The sequence below is a fragment of the Arthrobacter sp. R4 genome (assembly GCF_051365025.1).
Lineage (GTDB): Bacteria > Actinomycetota > Actinomycetes > Actinomycetales > Micrococcaceae > Arthrobacter.
In genome coordinates, this window is the sequence record NZ_JBLWIJ010000008.1 from 148,405 (window position 1) to 161,843 (window position 13,439).

General features: G+C 66.8%; 13 protein-coding genes. 7 read left to right on the forward strand and 6 right to left on the reverse strand.

The annotated features are described in order from the left end of the window. Positions 1 to 128: 128 nt before the first annotated feature. A complete protein-coding gene (locus ACLKOZ_RS04645) occupies positions 129 to 713 on the reverse strand; it encodes a histidine phosphatase family protein (RefSeq protein WP_436473168.1) in 585 nt (194 codons plus the stop codon). 129 nt (positions 714 to 842) lie between these two features. Here ACLKOZ_RS04645 and ACLKOZ_RS04650 point away from each other — a divergent pair, with 129 nt between their 5' ends. Then, positions 843 to 1,694, forward strand: a complete 852-nt coding sequence (locus tag ACLKOZ_RS04650; RefSeq protein ID WP_436473170.1) for a helix-turn-helix domain-containing protein — start codon at positions 843 to 845, stop codon at positions 1,692 to 1,694. A 117-nt stretch (positions 1,695 to 1,811) separates the two neighbouring features. Beyond that, positions 1,812 to 2,204 carry a DUF1761 domain-containing protein gene (locus ACLKOZ_RS04655; RefSeq protein ID WP_436473172.1) on the forward strand — a complete coding sequence of 131 codons (393 nt, stop codon included), beginning with the start codon at positions 1,812 to 1,814 and terminating at the stop codon, positions 2,202 to 2,204. A gap of 36 nt (positions 2,205 to 2,240) precedes the next feature. Here the strand turns inward: ACLKOZ_RS04655 and ACLKOZ_RS04660 are convergent, their stop codons facing one another. Continuing rightward, complete coding sequence (locus ACLKOZ_RS04660) at positions 2,241 to 2,840, reverse strand: hypothetical protein (RefSeq protein WP_337345419.1); 600 nt, start codon at positions 2,838 to 2,840, stop codon at positions 2,241 to 2,243. 47 nt (positions 2,841 to 2,887) lie between these two features. Then, complete coding sequence (locus tag ACLKOZ_RS04665; protein ID WP_436473173.1) at positions 2,888 to 3,313, reverse strand: hypothetical protein; 426 nt, start codon at positions 3,311 to 3,313, stop codon at positions 2,888 to 2,890. Positions 3,314 to 3,624: 311 nt separating this feature from the next. Here ACLKOZ_RS04665 and ACLKOZ_RS04670 point away from each other — a divergent pair, with 311 nt between their 5' ends. Next, positions 3,625 to 6,018 carry a phosphoketolase family protein gene (locus ACLKOZ_RS04670; RefSeq protein ID WP_436473174.1) on the forward strand — a complete coding sequence of 798 codons (2,394 nt, stop codon included), beginning with the start codon at positions 3,625 to 3,627 and terminating at the stop codon, positions 6,016 to 6,018. On the opposite strand, the gene ACLKOZ_RS04675 is transcribed toward ACLKOZ_RS04670, so the two are convergent. From ACLKOZ_RS04675 to ACLKOZ_RS04685, 3 genes are all read right to left on the reverse strand, one after another. Beyond that, complete coding sequence (locus ACLKOZ_RS04675) at positions 6,015 to 6,770, reverse strand: DUF429 domain-containing protein (protein ID WP_436473176.1); 756 nt, start codon at positions 6,768 to 6,770, stop codon at positions 6,015 to 6,017. The genes ACLKOZ_RS04670 and ACLKOZ_RS04675 overlap by 4 nt on opposite strands. Further along, positions 6,767 to 8,095, reverse strand: a complete 1,329-nt coding sequence (locus tag ACLKOZ_RS04680) for a carboxylesterase family protein (protein ID WP_436473178.1) — start codon at positions 8,093 to 8,095, stop codon at positions 6,767 to 6,769. The genes ACLKOZ_RS04675 and ACLKOZ_RS04680 overlap by 4 nt, the downstream gene beginning before the upstream one ends. A 119-nt stretch (positions 8,096 to 8,214) precedes the next feature. Then, on the reverse strand, positions 8,215 to 8,703 hold the full coding sequence (locus ACLKOZ_RS04685; protein WP_066287853.1) for an inorganic diphosphatase: 489 nt from the start codon (positions 8,701 to 8,703) through the stop codon (positions 8,215 to 8,217). A 154-nt stretch (positions 8,704 to 8,857) separates the two neighbouring features. On the opposite strand from ACLKOZ_RS04685, the gene dacB reads away from it, so the two are divergent. From dacB to hpt, 4 genes are all read left to right on the forward strand, one after another. Beyond that, the gene (dacB, locus tag ACLKOZ_RS04690; RefSeq protein WP_436473180.1) at positions 8,858 to 10,351 is read left to right on the forward strand and encodes a D-alanyl-D-alanine carboxypeptidase/D-alanyl-D-alanine endopeptidase; all 1,494 of its coding nucleotides are present in this window, start codon (positions 8,858 to 8,860) and stop codon (positions 10,349 to 10,351) included. Positions 10,352 to 10,569: 218 nt separating this feature from the next. Then, positions 10,570 to 11,703 carry a zinc-dependent metalloprotease gene (locus ACLKOZ_RS04695; protein ID WP_436473510.1) on the forward strand — a complete coding sequence of 378 codons (1,134 nt, stop codon included), beginning with the start codon at positions 10,570 to 10,572 and terminating at the stop codon, positions 11,701 to 11,703. 60 nt (positions 11,704 to 11,763) lie between these two features. After that, a complete protein-coding gene (gene tilS, locus ACLKOZ_RS04700) occupies positions 11,764 to 12,855 on the forward strand; it encodes a tRNA lysidine(34) synthetase TilS (protein ID WP_436473512.1) in 1,092 nt (363 codons plus the stop codon). 30 nt (positions 12,856 to 12,885) lie between these two features. Continuing rightward, on the forward strand, positions 12,886 to 13,437 hold the full coding sequence (hpt, locus tag ACLKOZ_RS04705) for a hypoxanthine phosphoribosyltransferase (protein ID WP_337345424.1): 552 nt from the start codon (positions 12,886 to 12,888) through the stop codon (positions 13,435 to 13,437). The last annotated feature ends 2 nt before the right edge of the window (positions 13,438 to 13,439 follow it).

The following is a 13,439-nucleotide window of genomic DNA, read 5'->3' on the forward strand; positions in this document are numbered from 1 at the left end:
GCGACCAGTGCTGATGGCCGTTGCCGCCATGCCCTACCGGGCCGTGCTGCGGCCGGGTTTTCCTCAGCATAGCCGCACCCCGGCCGGCGCGCCGTCCTGCTGCCGATGGCCCTCAGCCGGTCACGCGCTCAGGCGTCAGCGGTTTCCATGACCGGTTCGCCGTTGAAGTACTTGAGCTGCCAGCCGTCAACCGCGTGGTGGTGGGCCAGATTGAGTACGGCGTTGTCCACGCTTTGAAGGGTGCGGCCGATGGCGCGGCTGAGGCTGACGCGAAGGAGCGTGCCGTGGGCGACAACCAGCACCCGGCCGCCGCGGAACTCCTCGGCGAGTGCTTCCAGGGCGGCCAGTCCACGGCTCGCTGCCTCGTCCTCGCTTTCGGCGCCCCGGAAGCCGCCGTCAATGCGCAATGCGTCCAGTTCCGGGCCCGCCTGCAGGCCCTCCGCGGGCCCAAAGCTGCGCTCGCTGAGTTCGGGCAGCCGTCGGGCCACGGTGAGCCCAAGTCCGGCGGCGATCAGGTCTGCGGTCTCTGCGGCGCGGCTCAGCGTTGAGGACACAATCGCGTCCCATTCATGACCGGACACAACGGCGACGGCGTCACGCGCCTGGCCGCGGCCGACGTCGTTCAGCGGAATGTCGGTTGATCCCTGCAGCCTGCGCTGCGCATTCCAGTCTGTCTGGCCATGGCGGATGAGGGCGAAGGTCGTAAGGGTCATGCCCTCCATTGTCCCCGACGAGGTGCGGGCTCTGGAAACTGCAAGCGCCCGTCCCCGTCACCGATGTCCAGGGGCCTCATGTTCAGCGGTGCTTCCCGCCCGGCATCCGGCTCACCGTAGACTGCTCGTGTGCTCTACGAGGAGTGTCCCGCGACTGCCCGGCTGCAGCCCTACGTCAGCCATTTCTGGTTTGTGCGCGGCGCCCCGGCGGCGAAGTACGAAAAGATCCTGCCGGGTCCTTTGGCCCACCTGATCCTGAACCTGTCCTCGCCGTACCGCCTCATCGATCCGTTTGCGGTCGCTCCGGACAACGGGGCCAGGGAAGTGGCCGTTGGTTTCTATTCGGGCGTCCAGTCCAGCTACCTCATCAGCGAGAACCCGCCGCACCTGTTCAACATCGGCGCAGCGTTGCAGCCCTACGGCATCGCGGCACTCACCGACCTGCCGCCGTCGGAACTGCAGGGAAAAGTGCAGGACACGGACGGTTTCCTGCCCGGCTTCACTGCCCTTCGCGCCGGGCTGATCGACGCCGGTCCCGCCGCCGCGTTCGACGCCCTGGACTCCTTCCTCACATCCCGGTTTAGCGGCGGAGCGGACCCGCGGACCGTGGACGCCGTGGCCCGGTTGGCCGAGGAGGACGTTCCCGTGGCAGAGCTGGCCCGCAACCTGGGGGTCAACCCGTCCACCCTGCAGCGGATCATGCTCCGCGACTGCGGCATCACCCCCAAAAGCTACGCCGATGTGTGCCGTTTCTACCGCTTCGCCAACGCTGCCGCCCGGCTGCCCGTGGACGGCTCAAGCGGCAAGGAGCTGCTGGCACTGGCCGACTACTACGACCAGCCCCACCTGATCCGCACCTTTCGGCGCTTCAGCGGCTTCACGCCGTCGGAATACCTCCGCCTGATCCGGGAACACGGGCCGGAATACGCCACTTTCGTGCCGCTCCAGAGCGTCGGGGACAGCCCGACGGCGGCACGCTGAGCAGCTGCGGATTCGGCCTGCGCGCGGTGCGGCTTTTGTACAATACGCCGCTGGCTGGCGGGCGTAGGCTCCAGCCAGGGACGCCGCGGAAGTGCGTCCCGGGGAAGGATGAAGGCGATGGACCTGGACATCAACTGGGTGGGTGTACTGCTTGCGGCGCTGGCGACATTCGTGGTGGGCGGTCTGTGGTACTCGGTGCTTTTTGCGAAAGTGTGGCAACGCGAGGCCGGTGTGACGGATGAGCAGCTGAAGCACGGAACCATTCGGGCTTTTGTGGGCTCGTTCCTGCTCGCTTTGGTCATGGCCGCGGCGCTGGCTGCGTTTATTGGCGACGGCGGTGCGGGCTTCGGCACGTTGGCCGGGCTCGCTGCCGGGGTGGCCTGGGTGGCGGCCGCCCTGGGCATCAACTACCTCTTCGAACGCCGCAGCTTCACTCTGTTTGCCATCAATGCGAGCTACAACATCGTGGCGTTCACGGCGATGGGGGCGATCATCGGCGCCCTGCAGTAGCGGCAGCAGCGCAGCCGGGCGTGGACGGTGCGGCGCTCAGCGCACCTCGAGGATGAGCGCCAGCAACCTGGCCGCTGCCGGCCGGGCGGCGTGCTCCTCCACCCACTGCGAGCGGGCCACTGCCTTGCTTACGGCCTGGGTGGTGATGCCAAGTTCCTGTGCCACCGCTTTCTGCTGCCCGCGGACGCCCGGAGTCATCAGGTCCAGAACGCGCCACTCAGCCCCGGACCTGTCCCGCACAATGTGCCCCAGGAGGCGCAGCACGGCTTCGGCCTCGTGGGCCACGTCAGCCAGCGGTCCCTCCACGGCCACTGGGACCCGGTCCTTGCCGTTCCGCAGCCGGTCCACGGCACGGCGTGCGTAAACCAGGCCATGGCCGGACGCGTCCTTGATGAGGTTTGGCAGCGGCTCGTTCACCGGACCCACGCCCAGCCCCACGTACCAGGAACCGGAGCGCAGGGCGATCAGCGCGGCCTCCACTGCCTGGTGCGGACAGTCCACGATGCCCTGGACTTCGTCTTCGACCGAGCGGTCGAAGTCCAGGCGCGCAGGGATATGCCGCAGGTCCTTGAGCAACTGCGGCACCCGGTCACCATCGCGCCGGCTGTCCGTTTGATTGATGGTCAGCGTGAACATTCTGGGTACACCCTACCCGGTGGTACGGATCAGGGAAGTGCCTTAATTCAGGCCTGGTCGAGCCTGGTGGCAGAGCTGATCTGAATGGGCGCAAGCGCCTGCAACCCGGCAGATCCTGGGGGCAGGAGGCCGGATTCGGCCATGGCCTGCTGCATCGCGGTAACCAGCCGGTCCGGGGTCCGTTCCGTGCTGAACGTAAAGAAGCCCGGCGTGGGTGCCCCGGGTTCGCCGGCATGCCCGGCGCCGGCCGTCAAAGGAGTGGATAGCCCGTGGAACACCACGGCGTACCGCCCGCGGACGCCCAGGGACGTCTTGCCAGTTTTGTCCAGCGTGGTGAGCAGGCTGTCCGCCGCGACGCCGGCCGGGGCCTCAACGGTTCGCAGGGAACCTGATTCCAGGTCCGGCCAGAAGATGGCCCGGGCGGTGTGCTTCTGGGCGTACGCGTACAGAAGGCCGCGGTCGAACACCAACACCCGGCGGAAGCTCCAAAAAAGGGTCAGGGACCATAGGACCAGGCCTGTAAGGATGCTCGTCGCCAGAAACAGCGGGATGTCGGAGAAAAAGGCAGGGTTCCGCTGGGATGAGGGCCGCCCGGTGAACTGGAAGACGGTGCCGTAAACGAATCCAACCCCTACAGACCGAGCCGCGATGGGGAGGACGGCCCATCACGGTGGTGGACGCGTTTGCTGAGCGTGAACCAGCTACAACGGTTGCGAGTGCGGCGGTCATCTGTTCGGATGGGAGCAACGGCCGCAGCGGCGGCAGGTGCGAGCTAAGGATGGCTATGACCGGCAACGTGGCGCAGGACGAACTCGAACTCGTGGACCGCTGGTGGCGGGCCGCGAACTACCTGTCGGTGGGCCAGATCTATCTGCGCTCCAACCCGCTGCTCCGGAAGCCGCTCGCCGCGGAGGACACAAAATCCCGGCTGCTGGGCCACTGGGGCACCACGCCGGGGCTGAACTTCGTGTACGCGCACCTGAACCGGCTGATCCGACGTGACGCCCAGGAGATGCTGTTTGTGGCCGGTCCTGGCCATGGCGGCCCGGCGGTGGTGGCCAACGCCTGGTTGGAGGGCACCTACTCCGAGATCTATGGGCATGTGGGCAATGACGAAACCGGCATGGCTGAGCTGTTCCGGCAGTTTTCCTATCCCGGCGGCATCCCCAGCCATGCGGCACCGGAGACCCCCGGCTCCATCAGCGAGGGCGGAGAACTGGGGTACGCGCTGGCGCACGCCTACGGGTCGGTGTTCGACAATCCCCAGCTGGTCACCGCCGTCGTGATTGGGGACGGCGAGGCGGAGACCGGACCGCTGGCGGCGAGCTGGCATTCGCATAATTTCCTGGACCCCGCCACGGACGGCGCCGTGCTGCCCATCCTGCACCTGAACGGCTACAAGATCGCCAACCCCACCATCCTTGCCCGGATGCCGGAGGGCCAGTTGGAACAGCTGCTGCGCGGCTATGGCCATGAGCCGCATTTCGTGACCGTCACCGATGCGGACAACACCGCCCAGGCGCACCGGGATTTTGCGGCGGCGCTTGAGGAGTGCCTGGCCGAAATCGGGGCCATCCAGGACTCCCGCCGCGGCACTGCGGAAGACGCTGCCACCGATGGGGACGGGGCAGCGCCGCGCTGGCCCATGATCGTGCTGCGCTCGCCGAAGGGCTGGACCGGACCGAAGGTTGTGGACGGCCAGCAGGTGGAGGGCACGTGGCGGAGCCACCAGGTCCCGCTCGCCGAAGTCCGCACGAATCCTGAGCACCTCCAGCAACTCGAGGAATGGCTGCAGTCCTACCGCCCGGACGAGTTGTTCGACGGCGATGGCCGGCTCCGTCCTGATATCGCCGAGGCTGCTCCTACCGGCGATTTCAGGATGAGCGCCACCCCGCATGCCAACGGCGGGCTGCTGCGCCGTGCGTTGGAGCTGCCCTCGTACGGGGCCCACGCAGTAGAGGTGCCGGAGCCAGGTACGGAGCGGATCAGCCCCATGATTACGCTGGGTTCGTGGATGCGGGATGTGATCTCGCTCAACATGGAGAATTTCCGCCTTTTTGGCCCGGACGAGACGGCATCCAACCGGCTCCAGAACGTCTATGAGGTCACCGACAAGGTGTGGCAATACCGGATTGACGACGCCGACGAGCACCTTGCGCGCTCCGGCCGGGTGCTTGAGGTGCTCAGCGAGCATCTGTGCCAGGGCTGGCTGGAGGGCTACCTCCTGAGCGGACGGCATGGCGTGTTCAGCTGCTATGAGGCTTTCATCCATATCGTCGACTCGATGTTCAACCAGCACGCCAAATGGCTGAAGGTGCACCGCAAGCTCCCGTGGCGCCAACCAGTGGCTTCGCTGAATTACCTGCTGTCCTCGCACGTCTGGCAGCAGGACCACAACGGGTTCTCGCACCAGGATCCGGGCTTCATAGACCACGCGGTGAACAAAAAGGCCGAGGTCATCCGGGTCTACCTGCCGCCGGATGTGAACACGCTGCTCTCAGTCATGGAACACTGCCTGGCATCAACGGATTATGTGAACATCGTTGTCAGCGGCAAGCAGCCCTCGCCCACGTGGCTGGGGCCGGCCGACGCTGCGAACCACTGCCAGCGGGGGCTGGGCATCTGGGGTTTTGCAGGTTCCGAGGTATCCGGCGAGGAGCCCGACGTCGTCCTGGCCTGTGCCGGCGACGTGCCCACTGTCGAGACAGTCGCGGCTGCGGAGCTGTTGAAGCACGGCGTTCCGGGGCTGAAGGTCCGCGTGGTCAACGTGGTGGACCTGATGCGGCTCCAAGACGCGAGTGAGCACCCGCACGGCCTCCCGGCGTCGGACTTTGACGGAATCTTTACCCCGGACAAACCTGTCATTTTCGCCTACCACGGCTATCCGGCGCTGATTCATCGGCTGACGTACCGGCGCACCAACCAGGAGGGCCTGCACGTGCGCGGCTACAAGGAAGAGGGGACTACCACCACGCCGTTCGACATGGCCATGCTCAACGGCATCGACCGATTCCAGTTGGCCATCGACGCCATCGACCGTGTACCGGGCCTGGCGGAGAAGCATTCGCTGGTCCGCCAGAGCCTCCAGGACCGGCGGATGCAAGCGCGCGAACACACCCGCGTACACGGCGAGGACCCGGAGGACCTCCGCAACTGGACCCTGGGCGGCAGCAGCTAAATGTCGACGAGGCCGGCGAGCTCGCCGGACGGCACATGGATCCAGCCTTCGGTCAGTGCTGCGGCGGCGTACGGCTCGGGTGGACGGAGAGTCTGGCCTACGGCCACAGCCCGGGCGGTCAACGACGCAATCACCGAGTCAAGGAGGTCGTCGGAAGCGGCCAGCCGGTCCTCGTGGCCGGCAAGGTCCAACCATGGTGCCGCCGCGCGCAGGTGCTCCAGAATCGCACCAAGACGTTCCGCCTCGGGAGCGCCGCGGCCTTTATAGCCACGGGCCAGTAGGCCCCAAATTTTCAGGGACGCGGCAGGATAGACCTCCGCCAAGCGGCCGGAACCGTCCCTGGCCTGAGGCCCGTGCCCAGCTGCGATCTTGGCCTGGATCACTGCGCACCGCATCGCCGGGTGGGCGAGCCGGTCAGCGGCGACGCTGAGGGGGATCAGCCCGGTGTGCCCCGTGACGAAGCGGTCAGTGTCCCGGTAAGCCAGCAGCCGGCGTCCCTCGATGCCGTCATGGTCCAAAACCGGACGCACATCAAAGTTCAGGTGCCCGGTGAGGAACGGCAGGAAGGCATCCGGCCAGCCAACCGGGCAGTCGATGCCGGTCATCGAACTTCTGCCGAAGAGTTCCACGATTTCCTGGTCATTCACGTCCAGTGCAAGGTGCTCCAGGCGCGCAGTGCCAGTGTTCCATTCCAGGACAGCGACAGCCGTCTTTTTGGTCGAGGCTGCCAGATCAACGCCCAGCGTCTTCATGTGACCGAGCGGTAGCGCAGGGCGCCGGGGATGCCGCCTGTTTCGCCGAGGCTGTCACCCCGGGCAAAAGCGGCCCACAGGCTCCGTAACTCCCGGCCCACGGCATTGATCTCTTCCCACGTTGCTCCCGCGAGGAGTCCGGCGGCGGCCCAGGTCTGCTGATTGCCGAACAACAGGGGCAGGTCGACGGTATGGGCGGCACGATAGTAATTCCCGGGGGCGCCCCAGGAGATGACGTAGCTGTGGGCCTTGCCGCCGGCGTGTGCATGGCGCCGGGCAAACTTCCGGGCTGCCCGGCCGTACACCGCCTCCGTCACGGCCCAATTGATGGCTTTGACGGCGGCGTTTCCGATGCCGGGGACTTTGCCCAGCCGGCTGACCAGGGGGCTCCGGGGAAGGAAAAGCCGTGCCTCGTCGGCTGTATGCCCGATCAGCACCTCGATGTCCGGAGCCGTCACGTTCCAGGCGGCCTCGATGTCGGCCTCCGGCGGAAGGGGAGCGTGCCCGTACTGCGTACCGAACGGCATGGCCGCCATGAGCCCGTACTTTCGGGCCACCTGGGACACGCGGTCCTCGACGGCCACCACTTCCATGGCAGGAGTGTCTTCGGTGACAGCCTCCGCAGCGATGCCCATGGCGTGGCTCATCTTGTGCCGGCCGCGGGTGATGCCAAGGGGAGCACTTTGGATGATGGCCCGCTGGAACAGCGACGGTGCTTCGGGCGTCGCCATGAGGTGGGCCACGGAGTCGCCACCGGCTGACTGGCCGAACGCGGTAACACGTCCTGGATCGCCGCCGAAGGCAGCAATATTGCGCTGCACCCAGCGGAACGCTTCCAGTTGGTCGAGCAGGCCGAGGTTGGCGGGCCGTCCGGTGCCGGTGGCCAAGTAGCCGAACAGGCCCAAGCGGTAGGTTACCGAGACAACAATCACCCGGTTTTCAGCCACCAGTGATTTGGCGTCGAAGATTGCCAGGTCACCGGAACCGGAAGTGTAGGAACCGCCGTGCAGCCACACCATGACCGGGACCCGCTCATCCTCGGCCAAGCCGGCAGGCACGGTGATGGACAGGCGCTGGCAGTCCTCGCTGCCGGGAAGCTCGCCGTAGCGGGTGCCGAGGATGTCATCCAGGAACGGGACTGGCCCCTGCGGGCAGGCGGGTGCGAGGGTAGTGGCGGCGAAGTCGGTGGTCCAGTCCGGTGTGGCCACCGGAGGTTGAAAGCGGGCCGCGGTGGCGTAGGGGATCCCCGTAGCGCGCAGCACGTCACCGTCCCGCCAACCGCTGACCGGACCGCACGGAGGATTAAACGAAGGCTCGGAACTCACAGGGCTACGATTCCACAGATTTACTTTTGGAGGGACAACAGAAAATCCCCGCCTCCCGGACATTTCCCCCTCACATGACGCGGGGATTTGTCCGGGAGGCGGGGATTTGCGACGGGGCCTTAGTGCGCGGCCGGCACGTAACGCTTGATGGAAGCTTCCAGCTCGGCCTCGGCGGCGGCGCGGTCGCCCCAGCCTTCGGCCTTGACCCACTTGCCGGGCTCCAGGTCCTTGTAGCGGGTAAAGAAGTGCTCGATTTCCTTGATCAGGAACTCGCTGACGTCGCTGACTTCCTGGATGTGGTCAAAGCGGGCGTCAACCGGGACGCACAGGACCTTGGCGTCTCCGCCGCCGTCGTCGGTCATGTTGAAGACGCCGATGGGGCGGGACTCAACAATGACGCCGGGGAGCAGGTCAAAGTCCTGCAGGAGCACCAGTGCATCCAGCGGATCGCCGTCTTCGCCCAGGGTGTTTTCGAAGAAACCGTAGTGCGTGGGGTACTGCATTGAGGTGAAGAGGACGCGGTCCAGGCGGACGCGGCCGGTCTCGTGGTCAACTTCGTACTTGACGCGGGACCCCTTGGGGATCTCGATGGTGACGTCGTGCTTCATGGAATGCTCCTCGGCAATTGCAGGGGGTTCGCGGCACAGTAGACGCTCAGCAAAATGGAGTGTCGGTGCCGCCGACTACTATTGAGGATATAGCGAGAGGCCCAGGTTTCAGGAACTTGCGGGGAAATTTCAGGACTTGAGGACCAGCACCAACATGAAGGAAACATCGGGGCCCGCAGGGTTCGGGGCGCCGTTCACGGATGCGTTGCGGCGCACCCTCCACCGCGGAGTGAAGGCCTGGCCCACGGCGCTGCTCCTGGTTTTGATCCTTATCCTGGCGCTCCCCGCCGGCTGGCTGCTTGCCCCCGCCTTCACGGGTCCGGCTCCGGTGCAGGCGCCCGAAACGCCAGCCTGGCAGCAGGCCCCCACGTCACTTTCCACCCGGCAGGGCCTGTCCCCGTTGACGGATTCCGCGCCGGTACCGGTACCAGCAGCCGTCACGGCCCAGTTGGAACCGGTGTTAAAGCCCGACGGCGGCGGTACTTTCACGGGGATGGTCCAGGATGCGCTCACCGGCCAGGTCCTGTTTGACCGGGGCGGTTCGGAGAACCGCATTCCCGCGTCCAATATGAAGCTGTTGACCGCGGTCGCAGCCCTGCGGGTCCTGGGGCCGGACGAGCGGTTCAGCACCAGAGTGGTCGCCGGTCCCACGCCCAGCCAAGTGGTGCTGACCGGCGGCGGCGACGTCCTCCTGGGAACGGGGAAGTCCGCGCCGGAGCAGGTAATGGGCCATGCCGGGCTTGCCACGCTGGCCGAAGCGACCGTAGCTGCCCTGCAGGAGAACGGCGCAACCGGGGAGCTGACGGTCCGGGTGGACGACTCCCTGTTCAGCGGCCCGTCCCTGAATCCGGCCTGGGCGTCCGGTGACGTTGAGGCCGGCGAAGTGGCCCCGCTGTACCCCCTGGCATTGAATTCCGCACGGTTCGATCCCGCAGTCCTCACCGGACCGCGCCCGCAGGATTCCGCGATCACCGCAGGGGAGGCGTTCGCCGAGCAGCTCAAGGCGGCAGGTGCCGCCGCGGGACTGACGGTGGCGGCCGGCGTCGGGCGTTCCAGCGCGCCGGCGGACAGTGACCCGACCGTCCTGGCAGAGGTCCAGTCCGCCACCGTGGGGGAGCAGGTCGACCTGATGTTGCAGACCTCGGACAACTACCTCGCGGAGGTCCTGGGCAGAATGGCGGCCGCCGCCCAGGGGCAACCGGCCAGCAACGACGCCGCCACCGCCACAGTCCGTGCCCAGCTCACCGAACTTGGGATCCCCACCGATGCCATGCGGCTCGCGGACGTGTCCGGGCTGGCGCTGGACAACGAGGTCTCGGCCCGCCAGTTCTCCGAAGTGGTGCGGGCCATCACCTCCGGAACGGACCTCAGGCTGCGGGCGGCGCTGGCCGGATTCCCGGTGGCCGGCCTGACCGGAACGTTGGACACGCGTTATGGGGACAGCTCCACCGCAGGCGGTGCCGGGCTGGTGCGGGCCAAAACCGGGACGCTGAATTCGGTGATCGCCCTCAGCGGTTACGTGGTGGACGCCGACGGCCGGCTGCTGGTGTTCTCGTTTATCGGCAACGGGCTCACCCCCGGGGCGGGCGGGAACAAGGAAGCCCTCGACAGGGCCGCCACGGCGCTCGCGGCCTGCGGCTGCCGCTAGGGGCGCGTTCGCCAGGAGATCACGGAAGCCAGGAGATCACAGAATCCGCGTGTCGGCGGCGGGAAAGTTTTAGCGGCCCTCGCCCGCATTGGCGGTGCGGCCCAGCACCGTTCATGCGGGCGGGGACCGGTCTGGCGGGCCCGGTCGGCGCCTGCCGGGGGTTCGCCGGTCAGCGAACTTAAGGACGTTCCACGGTCTGCTGTGTTCTGATGGGAACTATGGAGTCCACCGCACGTGATTCGTCCGCACCGGCGTCGTCCAGCCCGGCCCAGGCCCTGATCAACTGGGACCTCGCCGCGTCCACAGCTGCACGGCTGACACCGGCGGGACCCATACTGTCATCGGCGGAAATCGGTGACGCCGTGGACAGCCTGCGGCGGCTGGCCGACGCCTCCGTGCACCATGTGCACCACATCACCGGGCTGGAAGCGGCGCGGGATCTGCGGGACTCGTCGGTGCTCATAGTGGACCGGGCATCCTGGGCCAAGGCCAACACCCAGAGCTTCGCGGTGATGCTGAAGCCGGCCATGGAGAAAATGCTGGAAAGCCGCCGCGGAACAGTCAGCCCGGCTGCGGCCAGCGTCAGCGGTGCCATCACGGGCAGCCAGCTGGGCGCCGTCCTGGCTTTCCTCTCCAGCAAGGTCCTGGGCCAGTACGATCCCTTCGCGGCCCTGGCCGAAGGCTCCAATGCACCGGCGGGCGGCAGGCTGCTCCTGGTCGCCCCCAACATCGTTTCCGTCGAGCGTGAACTCAACGTCACGCCGGAGGACTTCCGGCTCTGGGTCTGCCTGCACGAACAGACACACCGCGTGCAGTTCGCCGCCGCGCCGTGGCTGCGCCACCATATGCTTTCCGAGATCGACAACCTCAGCGGTCACCTGTTGGGCAACGTTGACTCCCTCTTGGAGCGTGCCTCCGCCGCGGCGCGCTCCCTCAAGGACCGGACAGCCACGGGCAACACTCCCGGCCGCGGTGCCATCCTGGACCTCCTGCAGAACCCCGAAGAGAAGGCTTCCCTTTCCCACCTCACGGCCGTGATGAGCCTGCTGGAAGGCCACGCCAACGTGGTGATGGACGCCGTTGACGCCAGCATCGTGCCGTCGGTGAAGACCATCCGGCAGCGCTTCAACGACCGCGGCAAGGACCGTGGCGTGATCGAAAAGTTCATCCGCAGCCTGCTGGGCCTGGACGCCAAGATGCGCCAGTACTCGGACGGCGCCAAGTTCGTCCGTGCCGTAGTGGACGTTGCCGGGATGGAGGGTTTCAACCGGGTCTGGGAATCGGCAGAGAACCTTCCCACTGAACCTGAAATCCACGACGCCAAGATCTGGCTTGACCGGATGGGCCTCTAATTGCCTGAAGCGCCTCACGCCCGCGCCGGGTTTCACAGCGGACGACGGCGGCCCGGCAGGCTGGCGCCCGTCGTCGGCACTGCGCGCAAGGCGCTCCAGAACGCGCTGGCGGACGCCGGCTTTCCGGCGCACGTAGTGGTGGCCTGCAGCGGCGGGCCCGACTCCCTGGCGCTTGCCGCCGTCGCAGGCTACTTCGCCCGCCGCGGCCACGTGGACGGGCACCCTGTGACGGTGGGCGCCGTGGTGGTGGATCACCAGCTGCAGCCCGGCTCGGCTGACGTGGCCGTCCGGACCGCGCACACGCTCAAGGAGTTGGGCCTGGCCCCCGTGGAGGTGCGGACCGTTATTGTCGCGCCCACAGGCATGGGACCGGAGGCTGCCGCCCGTGATGCCCGCCATGCCGCCCTTGAGGCTGCAGCCGCGGAACAGGGAGCCGGGGCAATCCTCCTGGGCCACACCCTGGATGACCAGGCCGAACAGGTTCTCCTGGGGTTGGCCCGCGGTTCGGGGACCAGGTCCCTGGCCGGGATGAGGCCTGCCAGGGGGATGCTGCTCCGGCCGTTCCTGGGACTTCGCCGTGCGGACACCCTGGAGATCTGCCACGCCGAGGAACTCGAACCCTGGCATGACCCCAGTAACGCGGACCCGGCGTTCGCTCGCTCCCGGACCCGCGTGGAAGTGCTGCCGCTGCTCGAAGAGAAGCTCGGGCCCGGCGTCGCGGAATCCTTGGCCAGGACGGCGTCCATCCTCCAGTTGGACGCCGACTACCTCGAGGACGTGGCGGAGCGCACGTTTGCGGCCTTGGCGGAACGCTCCGGAGCCGATGTGAGCCTTCCGGAGGAGGCCCTGGGGGAACTTGCGCCGGCCATCAGGTTCCGGGTCATCGCGAAGGCGGCTGCCGACGTCGGGGGCCAGCAGCCCAGCTACCAGAGGCTCCTCGCGGCGGAAGCGCTGCTGCGGAGGCAGGGATCGGCCGGCCCGGTTGAGCTACCCGGCGGAGTGAGTGTCTACCGGTTGTCGCTGGCCCAGCTGCAGGCAGCAAACCGGCCCGCCAGGGACGCCGCCCAGCCCGATGGCAGCTTTCCCGTTCCCCGGGAAGCCCCCCGCTGTGGGAAGCTAGTATTCCGGCCTCAAAAACCGCCCCAAAATTAGTCGCACCCCGCATCTACACAGGAGCCATTGGTGGATTCAAACGACGTCCAGGCAGACCTCAAGCACGTTCTCTACACCAAGGAACAGATCCAGCAGCGGATCTCCGAACTCGCTGCCGAGATCGACAAGGACTACGAAGGCCGTGAAATCCTCATTGTTGGCGTGCTCAAGGGTGCGGTGATGGTCATGGCAGACCTCGCCCGCGCGCTGCACAGCCACATCTCCATGGACTGGATGGCTGTTTCCTCCTACGGCTCCGGCACGCAGTCCTCCGGGGTTGTCCGCATCCTCAAGGACTTGGACACGGACCTCATGGGCAAGGACGTCCTGATCGTCGAGGACATCATCGACTCCGGCCTGACGCTGTCCTGGCTCAAGACCAACCTGGAGTCCCGCGGCACTGCTTCGGTGGAAATCTGCACCGCCTTCCGCAAGCCGACTGCCGCCAAGGTGGAGATCGACGTTAAATACGTCGGATACGACATCCCCAATGAATTCGTTGTGGGCTACGGCCTGGACTACGCAGAAAAGTACCGCAACCTGGACTTCGTGGGCACTTTGGCGCCGCACGTCTACGAGTAACC

Coding starts and splice junctions, on each gene's coding strand:
- dacB (WP_436473180.1), top strand. CDS start 8,858: ATGAAGGAAACATCGGGGCCCGCAGGGTTCGGGGCGCCGTTCACGGAT.
- ACLKOZ_RS04685 (WP_066287853.1), bottom strand. CDS start 8,703: ATGAAGCACGACGTCACCATCGAGATCCCCAAGGGGTCCCGCGTCAAG.
- ACLKOZ_RS04695 (WP_436473510.1), top strand. CDS start 10,570: ATGGAGTCCACCGCACGTGATTCGTCCGCACCGGCGTCGTCCAGCCCG.
- ACLKOZ_RS04675 (WP_436473176.1), bottom strand. CDS start 6,770: ATGAAGACGCTGGGCGTTGATCTGGCAGCCTCGACCAAAAAGACGGCT.
- ACLKOZ_RS04645 (WP_436473168.1), bottom strand. CDS start 713: ATGACCCTTACGACCTTCGCCCTCATCCGCCATGGCCAGACAGACTGG.
- ACLKOZ_RS04655 (WP_436473172.1), top strand. CDS start 1,812: ATGGACCTGGACATCAACTGGGTGGGTGTACTGCTTGCGGCGCTGGCG.
- ACLKOZ_RS04670 (WP_436473174.1), top strand. CDS start 3,625: ATGACCGGCAACGTGGCGCAGGACGAACTCGAACTCGTGGACCGCTGG.
- ACLKOZ_RS04660 (WP_337345419.1), bottom strand. CDS start 2,840: ATGTTCACGCTGACCATCAATCAAACGGACAGCCGGCGCGATGGTGAC.